The organism is Aquipuribacter nitratireducens, from assembly GCF_037860835.1.
GTDB lineage: Bacteria > Actinomycetota > Actinomycetes > Actinomycetales > JBBAYJ01 > Aquipuribacter > Aquipuribacter nitratireducens.
In genome coordinates this window covers 77,320-96,950 of record NZ_JBBEOG010000004.1, presented here as the reverse complement: position 1 = coordinate 96,950, position 19,631 = coordinate 77,320, and the positions used below count along the sequence as shown (strand labels likewise).

Annotated in this window: 17 protein-coding genes; 7 read left to right on the top strand and 10 right to left on the bottom strand. The window is 74.9% G+C overall.

Annotated elements, in window-relative coordinates; all coding sequences use genetic code 11:
- Positions 1-13 precede the first annotated feature (13 nt).
- From WAB14_RS09120 to WAB14_RS09105, 4 genes are all read left to right on the top strand, one after another.
- Positions 14-976, top strand: a complete 963-nt coding sequence (locus tag WAB14_RS09120) for an endonuclease/exonuclease/phosphatase family protein (RefSeq protein ID WP_340269271.1) — start codon at positions 14-16, stop codon at positions 974-976.
- A 99-nt stretch (positions 977-1,075) separates the two neighbouring features.
- Complete coding sequence (locus tag WAB14_RS09115; RefSeq protein WP_340269270.1) at positions 1,076-1,660, top strand: YceI family protein; 585 nt, start codon at positions 1,076-1,078, stop codon at positions 1,658-1,660.
- 149 nt (positions 1,661-1,809) lie between these two features.
- A complete protein-coding gene (locus tag WAB14_RS09110) occupies positions 1,810-2,433 on the top strand; it encodes a hypothetical protein (RefSeq protein ID WP_340269269.1) in 624 nt (207 codons plus the stop codon).
- Positions 2,434-2,511: 78 nt separating this feature from the next.
- The gene (locus tag WAB14_RS09105) at positions 2,512-3,024 is read left to right on the top strand and encodes a DUF805 domain-containing protein (protein WP_340269268.1); all 513 of its coding nucleotides are present in this window, start codon (positions 2,512-2,514) and stop codon (positions 3,022-3,024) included.
- Positions 3,025-3,142: 118 nt separating this feature from the next.
- On the opposite strand, the gene WAB14_RS09100 is transcribed toward WAB14_RS09105, so the two are convergent.
- The 3 genes from WAB14_RS09100 to WAB14_RS09090 form a co-directional block, all read right to left on the bottom strand.
- Positions 3,143-4,201, bottom strand: coding sequence for a Gfo/Idh/MocA family protein (locus tag WAB14_RS09100; RefSeq protein ID WP_340269267.1), 1,059 nt, complete (start codon positions 4,199-4,201; stop codon positions 3,143-3,145).
- Between the two features lie 115 nt (positions 4,202-4,316).
- Positions 4,317-6,434 (bottom strand): prolyl oligopeptidase family serine peptidase, encoded by a 2,118-nt coding sequence (locus tag WAB14_RS09095; RefSeq protein WP_377002656.1) that lies wholly within the window; start codon positions 6,432-6,434, stop codon positions 4,317-4,319.
- Between the two features lie 30 nt (positions 6,435-6,464).
- Positions 6,465-7,064: a LysE/ArgO family amino acid transporter gene (locus WAB14_RS09090; RefSeq protein ID WP_340269266.1), complete on the bottom strand. Its 600-nt coding sequence runs from the start codon at positions 7,062-7,064 to the stop codon at positions 6,465-6,467.
- Between the two features lie 82 nt (positions 7,065-7,146).
- Between WAB14_RS09090 and WAB14_RS09085 the strand changes: the two genes are divergently transcribed.
- Complete coding sequence (locus WAB14_RS09085) at positions 7,147-8,052, top strand: ArgP/LysG family DNA-binding transcriptional regulator (RefSeq protein ID WP_340269265.1); 906 nt, start codon at positions 7,147-7,149, stop codon at positions 8,050-8,052.
- Here WAB14_RS09085 and WAB14_RS09080 read toward each other — a convergent pair.
- A complete protein-coding gene (locus WAB14_RS09080) occupies positions 8,049-10,094 on the bottom strand; it encodes a bifunctional copper resistance protein CopD/cytochrome c oxidase assembly protein (protein WP_340269264.1) in 2,046 nt (681 codons plus the stop codon). The genes WAB14_RS09085 and WAB14_RS09080 overlap by 4 nt on opposite strands.
- The gene (locus WAB14_RS09075; RefSeq protein WP_340269263.1) at positions 10,091-10,792 is read right to left on the bottom strand and encodes a copper resistance CopC family protein; all 702 of its coding nucleotides are present in this window, start codon (positions 10,790-10,792) and stop codon (positions 10,091-10,093) included. The genes WAB14_RS09080 and WAB14_RS09075 overlap by 4 nt, the downstream gene beginning before the upstream one ends.
- Positions 10,793-10,890: 98 nt before the next feature.
- Here WAB14_RS09075 and WAB14_RS09070 point away from each other — a divergent pair, with 98 nt between their 5' ends.
- Both WAB14_RS09070 and WAB14_RS09065 read left to right on the top strand, forming a co-directional pair.
- Entirely contained in the window at positions 10,891-11,382 is a 492-nt protein-coding gene (locus tag WAB14_RS09070) for a MarR family winged helix-turn-helix transcriptional regulator (RefSeq protein WP_340269262.1), read from the top strand.
- Positions 11,379-13,190 (top strand): MDR family MFS transporter, encoded by a 1,812-nt coding sequence (locus WAB14_RS09065; protein ID WP_340269261.1) that lies wholly within the window; start codon positions 11,379-11,381, stop codon positions 13,188-13,190. Before WAB14_RS09070 ends, WAB14_RS09065 begins: the two co-directional genes overlap by 4 nt.
- Here the strand turns inward: WAB14_RS09065 and WAB14_RS09060 are convergent.
- The 5 genes from WAB14_RS09060 to WAB14_RS09040 all read right to left on the bottom strand — a co-directional run bounded on the left by WAB14_RS09060 (position 13,169) and on the right by WAB14_RS09040 (position 19,626).
- Positions 13,169-14,710 carry a dihydrolipoamide acetyltransferase family protein gene (locus WAB14_RS09060; protein WP_340269260.1) on the bottom strand — a complete coding sequence of 514 codons (1,542 nt, stop codon included), beginning with the start codon at positions 14,708-14,710 and terminating at the stop codon, positions 13,169-13,171. The genes WAB14_RS09065 and WAB14_RS09060 overlap by 22 nt on opposite strands.
- Positions 14,711-14,741: 31 nt before the next feature.
- Positions 14,742-15,737: an alpha-ketoacid dehydrogenase subunit beta gene (locus tag WAB14_RS09055; RefSeq protein ID WP_340269259.1), complete on the bottom strand. Its 996-nt coding sequence runs from the start codon at positions 15,735-15,737 to the stop codon at positions 14,742-14,744.
- Positions 15,734-16,945: a pyruvate dehydrogenase (acetyl-transferring) E1 component subunit alpha gene (pdhA, locus tag WAB14_RS09050; protein WP_377002649.1), complete on the bottom strand. Its 1,212-nt coding sequence runs from the start codon at positions 16,943-16,945 to the stop codon at positions 15,734-15,736. The genes WAB14_RS09055 and pdhA overlap by 4 nt, the downstream gene beginning before the upstream one ends.
- Before the next feature lie 159 nt (positions 16,946-17,104).
- Positions 17,105-18,331 carry a hypothetical protein gene (locus tag WAB14_RS09045; RefSeq protein ID WP_340269258.1) on the bottom strand — a complete coding sequence of 409 codons (1,227 nt, stop codon included), beginning with the start codon at positions 18,329-18,331 and terminating at the stop codon, positions 17,105-17,107.
- Between the two features lie 221 nt (positions 18,332-18,552).
- Entirely contained in the window at positions 18,553-19,626 is a 1,074-nt protein-coding gene (locus WAB14_RS09040) for a histidinol-phosphate transaminase (RefSeq protein WP_340269257.1), read from the bottom strand.
- Between the last annotated feature and the right edge of the window lie 5 nt (positions 19,627-19,631).

Genomic DNA, 19,631 nt, shown 5'->3' with positions numbered 1-19,631 from the left:
GTCTCCTGTCGGCATGCGGGTCGTGACGTGGAACGTCGAGAACCTCTTCTCCCCCGGCGGGGAGGACACCCCCTCCCCCGAGGAGCACGCGGCGACGCTCGAGACCCTGACGGGCGTCGTGGCCGCGCTCGCGCCGGACGTCCTCGCGGTGCAGGAAATCGGCGACGAGCGCGCCCTCGACGACCTCACCGCGTCCCTGCGCGCCGCGACGGGCGGCGACTGGGTGTCCCGGGCGTCCCGTGCGCCGGACTCCCGTGGCATCCGGGTGGGCGTCCTCACGACCCGGGACGTCGTCGCCACCGACGACGTCGAGGCGTTCGCGCCCCGGCTGCGGCCGGTCCAGGTCGACGACTCGGGGACGACGCAGGACCGCCTGGGCCGCGGCGCGCTGCTCGTGACGGTCGCCGCCGACTCCGGGCCGCTGCACGTCCTCACGGCGCACCTGAAGTCGAAGCTCCTCACCTACCCGGGCGGCCGGTTCGGCCCGCGCGACGAGGGCGAGCGGGCCCGTGCCGGCGCCTACGCCCTCTACCGCCGGGCGGCCGAGGCCGCGACGCTCCGCGTCGCCGCGAACCGCGTGCTCGACGGCCGCGGTGACTCCGTCGCCCTCGTCGTCGCCGGCGACATGAACGACACGACCGACGCCGCGACCACCCAGGTGCTCCAGGGGCCGCCCGGCTCGGAGATCGGCACGGCGGGTGAGCGGATCCCCGACCGCGGCGACCCGTGGCGGCTGTGGAACGTGGCGCCGCTCATCCCCGAGGAGCGACGTTTCTCCCGCGTCTACCGCGGCAGCGGCGAGCTCATCGACCACCTCCTCGTCTCGCGCGCCCTGCTCGAGCGCATCGACGGCGCAGACGCCGCGATCGACGTGCAGCCGGGCGGTGGGCTGCCGAGCGTCACCGACGACCCGCGTCCCCGCATCGGCACGCCGGGCTCCGACCACGCACCGGTCGTCGTCGACCTCGACTGGTAGGTCGCTCTACCGGGCGCGCTCGGGTGGCGGGAATACCCAACAGTGGTTGAGACTTCAACCTGCTGTCCGTCCCCACCCGCACCCTTCCAGGAGCTCCCCATGACCGACACCGTCTTCGACAAGGCCCCCAGCGAGGCCATCGCCGACCTCAACGGCACCTACGCGATCGACGCCTCGCACACCCGTCTCGGCTTCACCGCCCGCCACGCCATGGTCACGAACGTCAAGGGCTCGTTCTCCGACTTCGAGGGCACGGTGTCCATCGACACCGCGAACCCCGCCAACAGCACGGCCGAGGTCACGATCCAGCTCGCGTCCGTCAGCACCGGCTCCGCCGACCGCGACGCGCACCTGCGCTCCGGCGACTTCTTCGACGTCGAGCAGTACCCGACGATGACCTTCCGCTCGACCGGCGTCGAGGACGTCGACGTCGCCGCCGGCACCTTCACCCTGGTCGGCGACCTCACCATCAAGGACGTGACGAAGCCCGTCCGCATCGACCTCACCTTCGACGGCTCCGCGAAGGACCCGTTCGGCAACTACCGCGCGGGCTTCGAGGGCAAGGCCGTCGTCAACCGCAAGGACTGGAACCTCACGTGGAACGCCGCGCTCGAGACCGGCGGCGTCCTCGTCTCGGAGAAGATCAAGCTCGACTTCGACGTCGCGCTCGTGAAGAACGCCTGAGCCTTCCTGCGCTCCCCGAGGGCGGGCCCGACCGGTGGTCGGGCCCGCCCTCGTTCGTGCGTCCGGGGACTCGGTCGGTGAATCGGCCGCACGGTCGTCCCAGGTGTGACAGGGTCCGCTCCACCGTCCGTCACACCCAGGGGGACCCCGTGCGCCGTCGCACCGTCGTCAGCTCCGTCACCAGCGCCACCGTCGTCACGGTGTCAGTTCTCGCACTCCTCGCGGGAGGTGCCGCACCCGCCGCGGCGCTGGTCGACCCCGTGACGATCACCGTCCGCTTCTACGCCGGTACCGGACCGGGTGCGGAGGCGACGATCTACCGCGCCGAGGACGTCACCGTCGGCGAGGGCGCCGAGCTCACCGCCGACGACCTCGTGCAGCCGAGCAGCCAGTGCGGGTCCGCCGAGGTCGACATCGACCCCGGCGCGCGGACGGTCACCATCACCTCGACCGACGACGGGTGCGTGGTCCCCTACACCAACTTCGTGGTCGAGACCTCGGAGCTGCAGATCCTCCCTCCGACCTCGAACGGGCTCGTCACGTGGGAGCCGGGACTGGACCCGTTCTTCGAGGTGGACAGCAGCTACCCCGACCCGTTCGGTGCCGCCTGGGTCGGCGTGGGTGACGAGACGATGACGCTCTCCGGGTCGTCGGTGTTCCCCTACGAGCTCGTCGAGGTCGAGCCGGAGCCGTCGACCAGCCCGCAGCCGAGCCCGTCACCGACCGCCCGACCGGCCGAACCGGTGCCGGCGGAGGCCGACTTCACCGGCTGAACGCACGCTCTGCGCCGTGCGGGTGGCGTCCGACGAGACGCCGCCCGCACGCGGCGCGGTCCTGCTGCACTCGTCGGCATGACCTTCACCGGGGCCGTCGCCTCCGTCCTGCGTCAGTACGCCACGTTCGACGGGCGCGCGCGCCGCTCGGAGTACTGGTGGTTCACGCTGTTCTACGCGCTCGTCTACGGACTGCCGTACCTCGTCGGCACGCTCCTGCTCGCGGGCGCCACGGACCCGGTGACCGGCCAGCCGACGAGCCCCGGCGCCCTCGTCGGCGCGTTCCTCGCGTTCGGCGCCGCGGGCCTCGTGGCGCTCGGCCTGCTCGTGCCGACCCTCGCGGTGTCGGTCCGGCGCCTCCACGACAGCGGGCGCAGCGGCTGGTGGTACTGCATCTCGTTCGTGCCGTTCGTCGGCGGTCTGCTGCTGCTCGTCCACATGGTCCGCGAGTCCGACGCGGGACCCAACCGGTTCGGCCCGGACCCTCGGGCCGGTCTCGTCGCCGCCCCGCCCGCTCCGGCCGCCCCGTCCTCCGTGTCGTTCGCGTACGGCCCGGGCCGTACCCTGCTGCCGGGCGACGCCTCACGCTGATCCCGTGCGACAACGGTCATGATCGACGACCCGCGTCGCGCAGCACGCCCGGCCCAGGCGACCACGGTCATGATCGACGACGCTCGCTCGTCCTGACGGCCGCCGGTGGGACCCGGCATCACACCACGGCGTCGTCCTCGGTGAACGTGATCCCGAGGCGGTGGAGGGCCTCCTCGAGCACGCCCATGACCGCGAGCGTGTCGTCGAGCGGCATGGTCGGCGACTCGGTGAGCCCCTCCCGCAGGCAGCGGTGCACCTCGTCGAGCTCGTGGGAGTACCCGGTCCCGCGCGCCGGCGCGACGACCTCCTCGGTGGACTCGACGGAGCGCCCGTCGCGCCGACGGTGGACGAGCAGGCGGTCGGGGTGGTGGAAGCGCGGGGGCACCTCGATCCAGCCCTCGCCCCCGAACACCGCGGCTGCCCCGGGCAGGGGCGACAGGAGCGAGCACGACGCGACGCCGTGGCGACCGTCCTCGGCGTGCCACAGCAGCGTGGACTCGGCGTCGACGCCGTTGTGCGCGAGGCTCCCGACGTGGTCGAGGCGGGTCGGGCGGCCGCCCAGCACCATCTGCAGCCACGAGAGCGGGTAGACGCCGAGGTCGAGGAGCGCGCCACCGCCCTGGGCGGGGTCCCACAGCCGGTCCGCGGCGTCGAACGGCACCCGCAGCCCGAGGTCGGCGCGCACGCTCCGCACGTCCCCGACCGCGCCCTCGGCGACGAGCTCGCGGAGGCGGACGACGGTCGGCTGGAAGCGCGTCCACATCGCCTCCATGACGAACAGCCCACGCTCGCGGGCCGCTGCCACGACCTCCTCGGCCCCGGCCAGGGTGCACGTGAAGGCCTTCTCCACGAGCAGGTGCTTGCCGCGCTCGAGCGCGGCGAGCGCGAGCTGGTGGTGCTGCCGGTGCGGGGTCGCGACGTACACCACGTCGACGTCGGAGTCGTCGAGCAGCTCGAGGTAGGAGCCGTACGCGACCGCGGCGCCGTGCTCGTCGGCGAACACCCGGGCACGGTCGACGCTGCGGGAGGCGACGGCATGGAGGACGCCGTCGGCGGCGCACTGCTCCCGCAGGTCGCGGACGACGCCGTTCGCGATGCGACCGGGCCCGACCACCCCCCAGCGGACGGGGCGGTCGCGGACCGGCTCGTAGGGGACGCGGGTGCTCGTCGTCGTCACCCCGTCAGCCAACCACCCCTCCGGCCGCCGCGCCCCGGCCCGCCGGCCGGACGCGCAGCGCGAGCACGCAGTCCCGGCCGCCGCAGACCGGCTTCGTGCGTCGTCACAGGTGCCGTCACCGCAGCAGCTCGGGCGTGCGCCACTCCTGCCCCAGCACGTGGTGGGCGAGGAACGCGAAGACCGTCTCGTACCAGAGCGTCGAGTGGTTGGGCGTGAGGATCCAGTGGTTCTCGTCCGGGAAGTAGAGGAACTTGTGCGGCATGACGCCGTGCTCGTCGGTGTCCTTGCTCGCGAGGTCCCACCACAGGCGCAGCGCCTCGCCGATCGGCACGCGGTAGTCCTTGTCGCCGTGCACGACGAGGGTCGGGGTGACCCAGCGGTCCACGTGGTGGTGGGGACTGTGGTGGGCCGTCATCTCCGGGCTCATCTCGCGCTCCCAGTAGTGGGCGGCGTCGGTGGTGGCCGCGAACTGGTCGAGGGCGTAGAGCGAGGCGTGGGTGACGATCGCGCGGAAGCGGTCGGTGTGGCCGCCCACCCAGTTCGCCATGTAGCCGCCGAAGGAACCGCCCATGGCCGCGGTGCGCGTCTCGTCGACGTCGCCGCGGGCCTCGGCTGCGTCGGTGAGCGCGAGCAGGTCGCTGTAGGGCGCGTCGCCCCACGCCCCCCAACCGCGGCGGATGAACTCGATCCCGTAGCCGGTCGAGAGGGCGGGGTCGGGCAGGAGGACCGCGTAGCCGCGGGCCACGGCGAGCCACGGGTTCCAGCGCCACGACCACGCGTTCCACGACCCGAGCGGACCACCGTGGATCCACAGGAGCAGCGGCGCCGGGCGCTCCTCGTCGGCGCCGTCCGGCAGGCACAGCCACGCCCGCAGGGGGGTGCCGTCCTCCCCCGTCGCGGTGACCTCCTCGAGCCGGCCCGGCACGACGGGCGCGGGTACGGGGCCCCGCAGATGCACCGGCGTCTGGTGCGGGGTCTCGGGGTCGAGGCGGACCGGAGCCGGCGGGGCGCCGACCGCGGAGCGGAGGGCGTAGACGTGCCGCCCGTCGGCGCTCACGACGACGTCGGAGTAGGCGGCGTCGTCGCCGGTCAGCTGGGTGACGGCGCCGGAGGCGACGTCGACGCGGAACACCGGCGCACGCCCGTCGGAGTCGGCGGTGACGAGCAGCGCCCGGCCGTCCGGGGTCCACACCGGCCGGCCCGACCAGCGGTCCCAGCCCGGCGCCACCTCGCGGTAGGTGACGTGCTCGCTGCCGTTGTCGACCTCGCCCGGGCGCCCGAGGGGCGCGACGGCGAGGCGGTAGTCGCCCGGGTCGTCCGGGGTGGAGCGGCGGTACACCTGCAGCGCGACGGTCGAGCCGTCCGGGCTGATGCGCGGCTGCTCGAACTCGAGGTCGGGGTCCGACAGGAGGGTGCGGCGTGCCCCGGTCGCGAGGTCGATGCTCACGAGGGAGAAGCGGCTGACGGCGCGGCCCTCGATGGTGTCCCACGTCGTGACCGCGGTCCGCCCGTCGGCTGTGACGTCGACGACGGCGTGGCGCAGGCCGTGGCGCACGTGCCCGACGACCTGGCGCAGCTCGAGGTCGGCGTCGTCGTCGTCACCGAGCCGGCCGACGAGCAGCCGGGGCGCGTCGGGACCCAGGTCGCCGTCCCAGTACCGCACGGGGAAGGCCTCGTGGAGGATCGCGGTGACCTTCCCGTCCTTGCGGGCCTTGCGCCGCTCCTCGTCGGATGCGGCGGTGTCGTCGGCGCCGGGCAGCGTCGCGCTCGTCACCACGACGTCGCCGGAGTCCCTCGCGACGCACGCGACACCGATGCCGCCGGGGCGGGCGGCGACCACACGGGCCTCGCCGGGACCGGGCGGGAGCGCCCACAGCGCCGCGGGCCCGTCGTCGTCGCCCGGGGCGTCGGGGTCCGGCCGGGCGGAGGTGAAGAGGAGGGTGCCGTCGGGCGTGAACGTCGCGAGGCTCTCCCCCTTCGCGCTGCGCGTGAGCCGGCGCGCGGGCCTGCGGCCGCTCGGGTCGACCTCCCACAGCGCGGTGACGAAGCGGTTGGCCTCGGGGTTGAGGGTCTGCAGGCCCGTGACGAGCCGCGTGCCGTCCGGGCTGAGAGCGAGACCGCCGAGGCGCGGCAGCGCCTGGTACGCGTCGAGGTCGGCGAACGGGCTCGTGGCCGCGTCAGCCTCGCGCGCGGTGTCCGGGATGTCCGAGGTGTCCGTCGTGAGGTCCGTCACGGCGAGCATGCTCGCACGCGCCCTCGACACTCACCCCACCAGCAGACCGACCGCGATCGCGACCATGACGACGGCGACGAGCGCGTCGAGCACGCGCCACGCGCCGGGCCGGGCGAACACCGGTCGCAGCAGGCGCGCGCCGAACCCGAGCAGGGCGAACCACATGATGCTCCCGGCCACGGCGCCGACGGCGAAGAGCACCCGGGCATCGCCCCAGCCCTGCGCGACGGAGCCGAGGAGCACGACGGTGTCGAGGTAGACGTGCGGGTTGAGCCACGTGAGCGCCAGGGCCGTCCCGACGGTCGGGAGCAGTCCCGCACGGACCGGCGCCCGAGCGGGGTCGAGCGTCCCGGGTCGCAGCGCCCGTCGCGCGGCGAACGCGGCGTAGAGGAGGAGGAACGCCGCACCGCCGAAGCGGAAGACGACGACGAACCACGGGACGGCCTCGAGCAGCGCACCGGCGCCGGCGACGCCCGCGCTGATGAGGACCGCGTCGGAGGTCGCGCACACCGCGACGACGGCGCCGACGTGCTCCCCTCGCAGCCCCTGCCGCAGGACGAAGGCGTTCTGGGCGCCGATCGCGACGATGAGGGAGAGGCCGAGGCCGAGGCCGGCGAGCAGGGCGGTCACGCAGCCGACGTTAGGGGGACCATCCGCGACAGGACCACTTCGTATCGCTGCAGTCGGTGAAGCGATGCTTCATCATGAGGTCGTGGCACTCGACCTGGACACCGCACAGCTGCGATCCCTCGCCGCCGCGGTCGACACCGGCAGTCTCGAGGCCGCCGCGCACGCACTCCACGTCACGCCGTCGGCGATGAGCCAGCGGCTGCGAGCCCTCGAAGGGGCGGTCGGCCAGGTGCTGCTCGTCCGCAGCCGCCCGGTGCGCCCGACGGGCGCGGGCGAGGTCGTGCTGCGGCTCGCCCGCCAGGTGCTCGCGCTGTCGCACGAGGTCGCGGTCGAGCTCGGCTCCGGTCCCGCGGACACCGACGCGTGGCCGCTCGTCCCGGTGGCGGTGAACGCCGACTCGCTCGCGACCTGGGTGCTACCGGCCCTGGCGGCGCTCGCGCCACCGGTCCGGGTCGAGCTGCACCGTGCCGACCAGGACCGCACGCACCTGCTGCTGCGCGACGGGACGGTCATGGCCGCGGTGACCTCGCGCGCCGACCCGGCGCCCGGCTGCCGCAGCGTGCCGCTGGGGCGGATGCGCTACCGGGCCATGGCGACGCCCGCCGTCCTCGAGCGGTGGTTCAGCCACCTCGACCCGGTGGACGCGCTCGCGCGCGCTCCGCTCGTGCGCTACGACCGCGACGACGACCTCCAGCACGTCGTGCTCCGCCGGGTCGGGGTCACGGTCGACCCGCCGACGCACACCGTGCCCGCGACAGGTGAGCACCTCGCGGCGGTCGGGCTCGGGCTGGGGTGGGGGATGGTGCCGGACGCGCGCCACGGTGTCCCCGTCGGCGCGCCGGCGGGGCTCGTCCCGCTCCCGCTCCCGACGGCTACCGCCACGGTGGACGTCGCGCTGCACTGGCAGTCGTGGCGGCTGCGGTCCCCGGCGCTGTCCCGCGTCGGGGACGCCCTGGTGGCCGCGGCTGCGGCGCGCCTGCACGGCTAGCCGCGCCGGTCCTGCTCCTGCAGCCGCGCGAGCATCTCGTTGTACGCGCGGAGGTCGGCGTCGTCGTCCCGGGACGCCTTTCGGTCGCGGCGGCGCGCCTCGCGGTCGTCGTCCTGCACCCAGCGGATCGCGACGAGGACCGCGATGAGGATGGTCGGCACCTCGCCGACCCCCCACGCGAGCGCCGCGCCGTAGCGCTGGTCGGCGAGGGGGTCCCGGCCCCAGCCGCGGTCGGCGGCGACCGTCTGCCAGTAGTCGGGCTGGAGGACGGTCGTCGCGTCCATGAGGGCGACGCTGAAGAACGCGTGGAAGGCGATCGTCGCGAACAGGATGAGGAGGCGCAGCGGGTACGGCGTGCGCCGCACCCCCGGGTCGGTGCCGACGAGGGACCACACGAAGAGGTAGCCGCTCAGCAGGAAGTGGACGTGCATCGCCTCGTGCCCGTAGTGGGTGCGCAGCGCGAGCCCGAACAGCGGCGAGTAGTAGAAGACGACGAGGCTGCCGGCGAACAGCGCGGCCGCCACCACCGGGTGCGTGAGGGTCCGCGCGACCGGTGTGTGGAGGCCCCACAGCAGCCACTCCCGCGCTCCCCGCGACCCGTCGCCACGGGGGCGGAGCGCCCGCAGGGCGAGGGTGACCGGCGCGGCGGGGACGAGGAGCAGCGGGGCGACCATGCTCATCGTCATGTGCTGGAGCATGTGGGTGCTGAACAGCCACCGCCCGTACGTCGACAGCCCGGAGCTCGTCACGAGCAGGACGACGGCGAGCCCGGCGAGCCACAGCAGCGTCCGCCACAGCGGCCACGCGTCGCCGCGGCGGTGCAGGCGCCGGACACCGGCGAGGTAGCCGACGGCCAGACCGGCGACCACGACGACCCACAGCAGGTCGGGGCGCCACTGGCTGAGCAGCCGGAGCGGGGTCTGCTCGGGTGGCACCTCGAAGCCGACGAGCACCTCGGCGGGCGACCACTGCGGCGGCGCCTCGCTGTCGGACACCGGGGGAGGCGTGCCCGCGAGCGCGACGGCCACCCCGACGGTCGCGCCGAGGACGACGACCTCCCCTGCGACGAGGCGCCAGAACGTGCGCGCCCGGCCCTCGGCGAGCCGCGGCACGAGGTGACGTCGGTGCCACCAGCCGGCGACCACGAGACCGGCGACGAGCACCGTCTTCGTCACGAGGAGGAGTCCGTAGCGCGAGGCGAGGTCGTCGAGGGAGGCGACCCGCGTGGTCGCGTTCGCGACCCCGGAGAGCGCGACGAGGACGACGGCGGCGAGCGCGAGGTCGGACCAGCGGCGCACGACGGTGACGAGCGCGTCACCGGCGAGCGTCCCGCGCGCGACGACGAGCGTGACGAGCCCGCCGAGCCACACCCCGGCTCCGAGCAGGTGCAGGCCCATCGCCGTCACCGCGGTCTCGTGCCCCTCGGCGCTGCCGGTGTGCCCGAGCAGCGCGACGGGGAGCACGCCCGCGACGACGACGACGAGCGCGAGCAGCGTCGAGCGGGGGCCCGTCGCGCCGGCCACGACGGCCGTGGCGAGGGCGGCGAGCAGGACCGTCGCGAGCAGCGACTGGCCGACCTCGAAGCCGGTGAGGAAGCCGCCGAGCTCGGCGCCGAAGGCGGGGTCGCTCGGCGGGGTGCCGGACACGGCGCCGTACGTGAGGACGAGGACGGCGAGGGAGGCCAGCGACCACCCGGCGGTGGCGACGAGGGCGACCCGGGTCGCGACGGCGGCGGCCCGGCTGCCGACCGGCAGCACCGTGACCGCGAGCACGAGCGAGCCCACCGCCCCGGCGAGCCCGAGGTCGGCGAGCGCCTCGGCGACGGGGAGGCCCCACCGGACGAGCGCGCCGGGGTCGGCGAGCAGCGTCGTCGCCCGGGGCGACAGCAGCGCGCCGAGGACCACCGCGAGCGCGGTCCCGCCCGCGAGGCCCGCGGCGGGCGCCGGCGGGACGCGACGCATCCGTGCGCCGCCGCCGCTGCGTCCCGCGCTGCCGGCGGTCCGCGTCGGCGCCGGCTCGGCGGCGGGACCTGCGGTCGTCACCCCTGGTGGGTGCCGTCCTGGTCGCCGCCGCGGCCGCGCCGCCACTGCAGCGCCACGGCGGACCCGCCGGCAGCGACCAGGGCGAGGGCCAGCAGGACGCCGGCCCACGTGGGGACGCGGTCGGTCGCGGCGGACAGCGGGTCGGCGGGGAGGCTCCCGGCCGGTGTCGCTGCGGGTGGCGAGACCGCCTCCGTCTGGGCCGTCGGCTCCGGCTCGCCCGGGGTCGCGGGCGACGGCTCGACGTCCGGGCCTGTCGTGGTCGGCTCGGGCTCGGGCTCCGCGGGTGCTGCGGCCGTCGTCAGCTCGAACGTCGTCGTGTGCTCGACGGGGTGGCCGTCGACGCTCACGACGCGGGCGACGACCTGCCACTCGCCGACGCCCGATGCGGCAGCCTCCGCCAGCTCGGGCACCTCGCCGACGGGGACGCGGACGGCCTGCGCGTCGACGCTCGCCTCGACGACCACGGGCTCGCCGCCCGGGGCGACGACGGCGGTGTCGACGAACTGCGGGGAGACGGGCTCGCTGTACGACATGACGACCGCGGCGGGGAGCGCGTCGACGCTGCTGCCCTCGGCGGGGTCGGCGCCGGTGAAGCGGGCGTGCGCCGAGGCAGGTGCCGCGACCACCGCGCCGAGCACGACGAGGAGCGGGGCGAGGACCGTCCCGGCGAGGACGCCGGCACGCGCGGGCAGCTGCACCCCACCACGGTACGACCCGCGTGCGACGACCCGGTGCCGACCGGCACCTCCCCACACCGTTTGTATGCATGGTGCATGCAGTTGTATCGTCGTCCCCCGTGACCCGGTCCGAGCGCTCCGCTGCCACCACAGGCGCCGACGCGGTCGGGATGCAGCTGGTGCGGCTCCGCAAGGCCATGGACGCCGTCCGCACGCAGGTGCTCGCAGCGAGCGGGCACGGCCTCGAGGGCTCCGGGCTCGCCGTGCTCTACCACCTCGTCACCGGGGGCGAGCAGCGGGTGACCGTGCTCGCCGACCTGCTCGGCCTCGACCCCTCGACGACGTCGCGGCACGTCGCCGGCCTCGAACGCTCCGGTCTCGTCGAGCGTGTGCCCGACCCCGACGACCGGCGCGCGGGCCTCGTCCGCGCCTCGCCCGCCGGGCGCAGGGCCTTCGAGGAGACCCGCGCCCTGCGGACCTCCCTCATCGCCCAGGCGCTCGAGGGCTGGAGCGAGGCGGAGGTCACGGCCTTCGCCGACGCGCTCGCCCGCTTCACCGACGCCGCCGGGCACGTCGACCTCCCGACCCCCGTCCTCCAGGAGTCCCGGTGACCGCAGCCGCCCCGACCGAGGCCGCGCCGGCCCTCACGCAGCGCCAGATCTACGCGATCTTCGGCGGCCTCGTCGCCGGCATGTTCCTCGCGGCCCTCGACCAGACGATCGTCGCGACGGCGATCCGCACCATCGCCGACGACCTCCAGGGGCTGTCCCTCCAGGCGTGGACGACGACGGCGTACCTCATCACCGCGACGATCACGACACCGCTGTACGGCAAGCTCAGCGACCTGTACGGCCGCAAGCCCCTGTTCCTCACCGCCATCACCGTGTTCGTCGCCGGCTCCGTGCTGTGCGCCTTCGCGACGTCGATGGTCGAGCTCGCGCTGTTCCGCGCCGTCCAGGGTCTCGGCGCCGGGGGCCTGTTCTCCCTCGCCCTCGCGATCGTCGGCGACATCGTGCCGCCGCGGGAACGGGCCCGCTACCAGGGCTTCTTCCTCGCGGTCTTCGGCACGGCGAGCGTGCTCGGCCCGGTCGTCGGCGGCTTCTTCGCCGGCGCCGACAGCCTGCTCGGCATCACCGGTTGGCGGTGGGTGTTCCTCGTCAACGTCCCGGTGGGGGCCGTCGCGCTCGCCGTCGTCGTACGGGTCCTCCACATCCCGCACACCCGACGGCCGCACCGCATCGACTGGCCCGGCGCGCTCCTCCTCGCGGTCGGTCTCGTGCCGCTGCTGCTGCTGGCGGAGCAGGGCCGCGAGTGGGGCTGGACGTCGAATCGCTCGCTCGCCCTCGCCGCGGTCGGGGTGGTCGGTCTCGTCGGCTTCGTCCTCGCCGAGCGGCGCATCGGCGACGACGCGCTCCTGCCGCTGCGTCTGTTCCGCAGCCGCACGTTCGCACTCGGGTCGGTGTCCGGGCTCGTCATCGGCATGGCGATGTTCGGTGGGCTGGCGGCCCTGCCGCTCTACCTGCAGATCGTCAAGGGCCAGAGCCCGACGGTCGCCGGGCTCGCGCTGCTGCCCCTCACCCTCGGGATCATGACCGGGTCGATCACGTCCGGGCAGCTCATCGCCCGGACCGGCCGCTACAAGGTCTTCCCCGTCGTCGGCACGTCGCTGCTCGTCGTCGGGCTCGTGCTCTTCGCGCAGGTGACGGCCACGACGCCGCTGTGGCAGACGTCGCTCGTCATGGTCCTGTTCGGCCTCGGGCTCGGCGGGACGATGCAGCCGCTCGTCCTCGCGGTGCAGAACGCCGTCCCGGCGACCGACATCGGGGTGGCGACGAGCTCGGCGACGTTCTTCCGTCAGATGGGCGGCACGCTCGGCACCGCGGTGTTCCTCTCCATCCTGTTCGGGACGGTCGGGGACCGCATCGCCCAGCGCTTCGCCACGGCGCTCGCCGACCCGGCGTTCCGCGCCACGCTCACCGACCCGGCCGTGCTCGCCGAGCCCGCGAACGCGGAGGTCGCGCAGCAGCTGGCCGACGCCCAGGCGGCCGTGGCGGCGGGCGGCACCCCCGCCGTCGCAGGCACGGGGGTGCTCGACGACTCCTCGTTCCTCGGCCGCCTCGACCCGGTGCTCGCCTTCCCCTTCCAGGCGGGCTTCGCCGACGCCATGCAGCTGCTGTTCTGGGTCGGCGCCGCCATCACCGTCGTCGGTGTGGTCGTGGTGTCACTGCTGCCGGAGGAGCCGCTGCGCACGCAGTCGGCCCTCGAGGAGCGCGAGCAGGCGCTCGCGGCCGAGCGGGCCGCGCTCGCCGCGGCCACGCCCGTGGCGCCCGTGGCGTCCCCGGACGCCGCCGAGGGTCCCGACGGGCGCCTCGGCGACGATCCCGCCCGGCCCGGCTCTCAGCCCCAGACCAGGGCCTGAGCGGGGTCCCCCATGAGCGACGCGACCGTGGCGAGGTAGCGGGAGCCGAGCTCGCCGTCGATGTAGCGGTGGTCGAAGGAGGCCGCGAGCGTCATGACGTCACGCGGGACGACCCGTTCGTCGTCGCCGGTGCCGACCACCCACGGCATCCGCCGCACCTGCCCGCAGGCGACGATCATGCCGGTGCCCGGCGGCAGGATCGGGGTGCCACCGTCGACGCCGAACACGCCGACGTTCGTCACCGTGAGGGTGCCGCCGCTCATCTGCGCGGGCTGGATCGTGCCGGCGCGCGCGGTGTCGACGAGGTCCGCGACCGCGGTCGCGAGGCCCGCGAGGTCGAGGGTCTCCGCCTCCCGGACGACGGGGACGACGAGGCCCCGCTCGGTGGCGGCGGCGAACCCGAGCCCGACCGAGGCGTGCTGGACGATCTCCTGGGCGTCGTCGTCCCACGAGGCGTTGACCTCCGGGTACCGGCGCGCCGCGAGGACCATGGCCCGGCACACGAGCGTGAAGGGGCTGAGCCGCAGGTCACGGGTCGTGCGGTCGGCCCTGAGCCGCTGCAGGAGCTCGGTGCTCGCGGTGACGTCGACCTGCACCCACTCCGTGACGTGCGGGGCGGTGAACGCCGAGGCGACCATCGCCTCGGCGGTCCGCTTCCGGACGCCCTTGACGGGGATGCGCCGCTCGCCGCCGGCCGTGGCGGCGGTGGCGGGGACCGCCGGCTCGGCGCCCGGCTCGGCAGCGTCCGTCGTCCCTGCGGCGGACATGACGTCCTCGCGGGTGACGACACCTCCCTCTCCCGTGGGTGTCACGGCACGGAGGTCGACGCCGAGGTCCTTCGCGAGCTTCCGCACGGGCGGCTTCGCGAGGACCGGGCCACTCGGCTCCGCGGTCGGTTCGGTCGTACCGGTCGGCTCCTCGGCGGGCTCCGCTGCCGCGGGTGCTGCCGTGGGTGCGGTCGCGGGCTCGGCGGCAGGCTTCGCCGCCGGAGCAGCGCCGGGCGCCCGGCGGGCCCGCCGCCGGGTGGCCCCGGCCGCGGGGCCGTACCCGACGAGGACGGCCTGCCGCCCCGCACCCGCCGCAGCCTGGGTGCTCGGGTGGGCGCCCGTCTCCGCGCTCGGGCCGACCGGCTCGCCGGGGGGTGCGGCGGGGGCGTCGGCGGTGGGCGCACCGGTCGGGGCCTCGGCCTGCGGAGCCGGCGCCTCGGGCGGCTGCTCCGCCGAGGTCGCCCCGCCACCGCCGGTCGCCGCACCGGTGCGGACCGCGAGGATCGGGGTGCCGACGGCGACGGTCTCGCCCTCGGCCGCCATCAGCTCGACGACCTCGCCCGCGAAGGGGCACGGCAGCTCGACGAGCGACTTCGCGGTCTCCACCTCGACGACGATGTCGTTGACCGCGACGGTGTCGCCGACGGCGACCCGCCACGTCACGACCTCGGCCTCGGTGAGGCCCTCCCCCGCGTCGGGCATCTTGTAGTGCTCGACGGTGCCGGTGGCACCGCCGGACGTCTGGACGCTCACGGCGTCTGGTCCTTCCTTCTCGGCCCGCGCGTCAGTGCGCGAGCGACCGGTCGACGGCGTCGAGGACGCGGTCGAGGTCCGGCAGGTACTCGTCCTCGATCTTGGCCGCCGGGTACGGGGTGGAGAACCCACCGACCCGCAGCACCGGTGCCTCGAGGTGGTAGAAGCACGCCTCCTGGATGCGGGCGGCGAGCTCGGCACCCAAGCCGAGCGTGAGGGGAGCCTCGTGGACGACGACCGCGCGACCCGTCCGCTGGACCGACGCCACCACGGTCGGCACGTCGAGCGGGGACAGGCTCCGCAGGTCGACGACCTCGATGTCCGCGGTGCCGTCCTCGGCCGCGGCCTCCGCGGCTGCGAGGCACGTGCGCACCATCGGCCCGTAGCACAGGAGCGTGACGTCGCGGCCCTCGCGGGCGACCCGCGCCGACTGCATGGGCAGCGGCGCCTCGCCGGAGGCGAGGGAGACCCCGTCGGGGACCTCACCCTTGTCCCAGTACCGCCGCTTCGGCTCGAGGAACACCACGGGGTCCGGGCAGGCGATGGCCTGCTGGATCATCCAGAACGCGTCCTCGGGCGTGGCCGGGCTCGCGACCCGGAGCCCACCCGTGTGGACGAAATAGGCCTCGGGCGACTCGGAGTGGTGCTCGACCGCGCCGATGCCCCCGCCGAACGGGATGCGCACGACGACCGGCAGCCGCGTGTGCCCGTTCGACCGGTTCCCCATCTTCGCCAGCTGCGTGACGATCTGGTCGAACGCGGGGAAGACGAACCCGTCGAACTGGATCTCGACGACGGGCCGGTAGCCGCGCATCGCGAGGCCGATCGCGGTGCCGACGATGCCGGACTCCGCCAGCGGGGTGTCGATGACGCGGTCCTCGCCGAAGTCCTTCTGCAGACCGTCGGTCACCCGGAAGACCCCGCCGAGGGCGCCGATGTCCTCGCCCATGAGGACGACCTTCGGGTCGTCGTCCATCGCGGCCCGCAGACCGGCGTTGATGGCCTTGCCGAGACTCGTCGAGCTCATGCGCCGGCCCCTTCCGTCTCGTCGGCGAAGCCCGCCCGGTAGGCGAGGTACTCCTCGCGCTCGGCGTCGACGACGGCGTGGGGCTCGGCGTAGACGTGGTCGAACATCGACTCGGGCTCCGGGTCCGGCATGGTGCGGCAGGCGGTGCGGAGCTCGGTGGCGATGTCCTGGGCCTCGGTCTCGACGTCGGCGAAGAACGCCTCGTCGGCCGCGCCCGTCCGCGCGAGGTACGCCTTCACGCGGGCGATGGGGTCCTTGAGCTTCCACTCCTCGACCTCGGCCGCGATGCGGTAGCGGGTCGGGTCGTCGGAGGTCGTGTGCGCGCCCATGCGGTACGTCCACGCCTCGATAAAGCCGGGGCCGTCGCCCGAGCGCGCGCGCTCGGTCATGGCGCGGGTGACGGCGAGGGTCGCGAGCACGTCGTTGCCGTCGACCCGCACGCCGGGGATGCCGAAGCCGGACGAGCGCCGGTACAGCGGCACCCGGGTCTGCCGGGCGTTCGGCTCGCTGATCGCCCACTGGTTGTTCTGGCAGAAGAACACGACGGGGGCGTTGTAGACGGCGCTGAAGACGAGCGCCTCGCTGACGTCGCCCTGGCTCGTGGCGCCGTCACCGAGGTAGGCGACGACGGCGGTGTCTCGGTCGGGCTCGCCGGTGCCGACGGCGTGGTCGCGCTGCAGGCCCATCGCGTAGCCCGTCGCGTGGAGCGTCTGCGACCCGATGACGATCGTGTAGAGCGCGAAGTTGTGCTCGGCGGGGTCCCAACCACCGAGGCTCGCCCCGCGGTAGAGCCCGAGCAGCGTCTTGGGCGGGACGCCCTTGCACCACGCGACGCCGTGCTCGCGGTACGTCGGGTAGACGTAGTCCTGCGGTCGCAGGGCCCGTCCGCTGCCGACCTGCGCCGCCTCCTGACCGAGCAGGCTGGCCCACAGGCCGAGCTCGCCCTGCCGCTGCAGCGCCGTGGCCTCGCTGTCGAAGCGCCGGACGATGACCATGTCGCGGTACATGCCGCGGATGTCGTCGTCGGTGACGTCCTCGACGTGGCCGGCGTACTCCTCCGCCGCCCCGCGGGGCTCGAGCCGTTCCCCCTCCGGACTGATGAGCTGGACCATCTCGTCCGCGCCTGCGCGGGAGCGGTCCTCGTGCGTGCGGTGTACGGACAGCGCCCGGTCGGGGCCGGCTGCCGTTCCGACGACGGTGTCGGGCACGTGCACCTCCTCGCCTCGGCAGGGGATCGCCCCGCCTCGCCGACCCGGCAGCCGCGCTGGTGCGTGGCGGGTGCCGGCCCCCGGGCGGTGGGCCCGGTCACCGCAGACCTTACCCATGGCCCTCGGGGGGATCAGCCGCCGTGGGCGTGAGTGCCGGCGTCAGGACTGGCCGGGCGAGCCCTTGCCGTTGGACGCCGAGCCCTGGGTGCCCGCCTGGCCGGGAGCGGTGGACGAGCGGCCTCGCTCCTCGGCGGCGGCCTTCTCCTTGGCGGCCTTCTCCTTGGCCGCCTTCTCCTTCGCGGCCTTCTCCTTGGCCGCCTTCTCCTTCGCGGCCTTCTCCTTGGCCGCCTTCTCCTTGGCCGCCTTCTCCACCGCGGCCTTCTCCGCAGCCGCCTTGTCCTTCGCGGCCTTGTCCTTCGCCGCCTTCTCGGCAGCGGCCTTCTCGGCAGCGGCCTTGTCCTTCGCGGCCTTCTCCGCAGCCGCCTTCTCCGCAGCCGCCTTCTCCTTGGCCGCCTTCTCGGCGGCCTTCTGCGCGGCCTTCTGCGCGGCCTTCTCCGCGGCCTCGACGTCGTCGCGGCCGGGAGCCTCCGGTGAGGCGGACGGCCGGTCGGTCGGCGGCGACGGCTCGTCCGGACGGCCCGGAGCCGTCGGCGAGGGGCGCGGCTCGTCGGACGGACGGCCACCGGGGTCTCGCGGCCCACCCGACGGCGAGGGGGACGGCTCGGGAGTCGGGGTGGAGGTCGGGGTGCCCGACGGCTCGTCGGTCGGGGGCGTGGTGGGGGTGTCCGTCGGGCTGATCGTCGGAGCGTCGGTCGGGGTGTCAGTCGGTGCCGACGTCGGAGTGTCCGTGGGGGTGGCCGTCGACCCGTCCGTGGGCGCCGCCGTCGGCGTACCGGTCGGGGTCGGGCCCTCGGTGGGGGTCTCGACGACCTCGACGAGGTCCGGCACGACGCCGACGACGACCTCGACGATGGTGGGCGGCCGCGACGACGGGGCGGTCGGCACCGGCGCCTCGACGACGGACGGGGGCACGAGCTCGGACGGGCCGAGGACGGACGGCTCGGGCGACGCCGTGAGGCTCGGCTCCATGATGCGGCCGTCCTCGCCGAAGGTCAGGTCCTCGTTGGCGACCGCGATGAGCACCGCGGTGCGCTCGGGCGAGAACGGGACCGTGACGGACGGCGGCTGCCGAACCACGCCGACCTGCCGGGACGAGTCCGGGCCAGCGGGCACGACCGCGGCGGTGTCGGCGGCCACCGGCCGCTCGACGGCGGGCGTACTGTACGAGCTCCAGCCGACGACGGCGACGGAGGCGACGGACGCGGTCGACACGGCACCGAGGGCGATCGTCGCGACGAGGAACGACGCCCCTTGGCTCAGGCCCACGCCTGCCTCCGTCTCCTCCGGCCGGCTCCCGCCGGTCCTGACCGCTCTGCGAGGTCCCGTCCTGTCGCGAACGACGGCGCCGTCGCGGTGGGGGAACCTCTGCGACGACGGTATCGACGGACCTGTCCGAAATCTTTAGCCCGTTCCGGGGAGGCACTCTCCGTCACCGCCCCCTCCCGGCCCTGCGGACCGGCCGGTCGGGACGTGGGACGGGGACGGCGCTACGGGGCGAAGCCGCCTGCGGTCCGGACGAGCAGGTCGTTGGCCTCCGGCTCCCCGATCGAGCAGCGGGCGCCCTCCCCGGGGAAGCCCCTGACGGTGACGCCGACGGCCTCGCAGGCCGCGACGAACTCCTCCGTCCGGTCACCGAGCGCGAGCCACACGAAGTTCCCCTGCGGCTCGGGCACCTCCCAACCGACGCCGCGCAGCGCTGCGCGGACACGGTCGCGCTCCGTGACGAGGTCCCCCACCCGTTCGAGGAGCTCGTCCTCGGCGTCGAGGGACGCGAGGGCGGCGGCCTGCGCGGGGCCGGAGACCCCGAAGGGAACCGCGGTCGCCCGGAGCGCGTCGGCGACGACCGGGGTCGCCAGCGCGTAGCCGACGCGCAGCGCCGCCAACCCGTAGGCCTTGGAGAACGTGCGCAGGACCACGAGGTTGGGGTGCTGCTCGAGCAGCGGCGGACCCTCGACCGCGGCCGGGTCCCGGACGAACTCGGCGTACGCCTCGTCGAGCACGACGACGACGTCACGCGGCACCCGCCGGAGGAGGTCGAGCATCTCCTCGCGGTGAACCGCCGGGCCGGTCGGGTTGTTCGGGCTGCACACGAGGACGAGCCGGGTGCGCTCGGTGACGGCCGCGACCATGGCGTCGAGGTCGTGCCGGCCGTCCGGGGCCAGGGGGACCCGGACCGCGGTGGCGCCGCTGACGCCGACGACGATCGGGTAGGCCTCGAACGAGCGCCAGGCGAAGACCACCTCGTCGCCCGCCTCGCACGTGGCCTGGACCACCTGACCGAGCACCCCCACGCTGCCCGTCCCGCACACGACCTGCTCCGCTGCGACGCCGTGGCGTGCGGCGATGCGGTGGACGAGCCCCGTGGCGAACATGTCGGGATAGCGGTTGACGAGGCGGTCCGCGTCGGCGAGCACGCCGAGCACCGACGGCAGCGGCGGATACGGGTTCTCGTTCGACGACAGCTTGAACGCCGGTCCTCCCCCGCCGCTGGGCGCCCGGCCTGGGCGGTACGCGGGCAGGGCGGACAGCGCGGCGCGGAGGCGGGGGACGGCGTCGACCACGTCCG

Excerpts from the sequence above, each read along its gene's own strand:
- WAB14_RS09120 (WP_340269271.1), top strand. The coding sequence starts at position 14 with ATGCGGGTCGTGACGTGGAACGTCGAGAACCTCTTCTCCCCCGGCGGG.
- WAB14_RS09115 (WP_340269270.1), top strand. The coding sequence starts at position 1,076 with ATGACCGACACCGTCTTCGACAAGGCCCCCAGCGAGGCCATCGCCGAC.
- WAB14_RS09105 (WP_340269268.1), top strand. The coding sequence starts at position 2,512 with ATGACCTTCACCGGGGCCGTCGCCTCCGTCCTGCGTCAGTACGCCACG.
- WAB14_RS09055 (WP_340269259.1), bottom strand. The coding sequence starts at position 15,737 with ATGAGCTCGACGAGTCTCGGCAAGGCCATCAACGCCGGTCTGCGGGCC.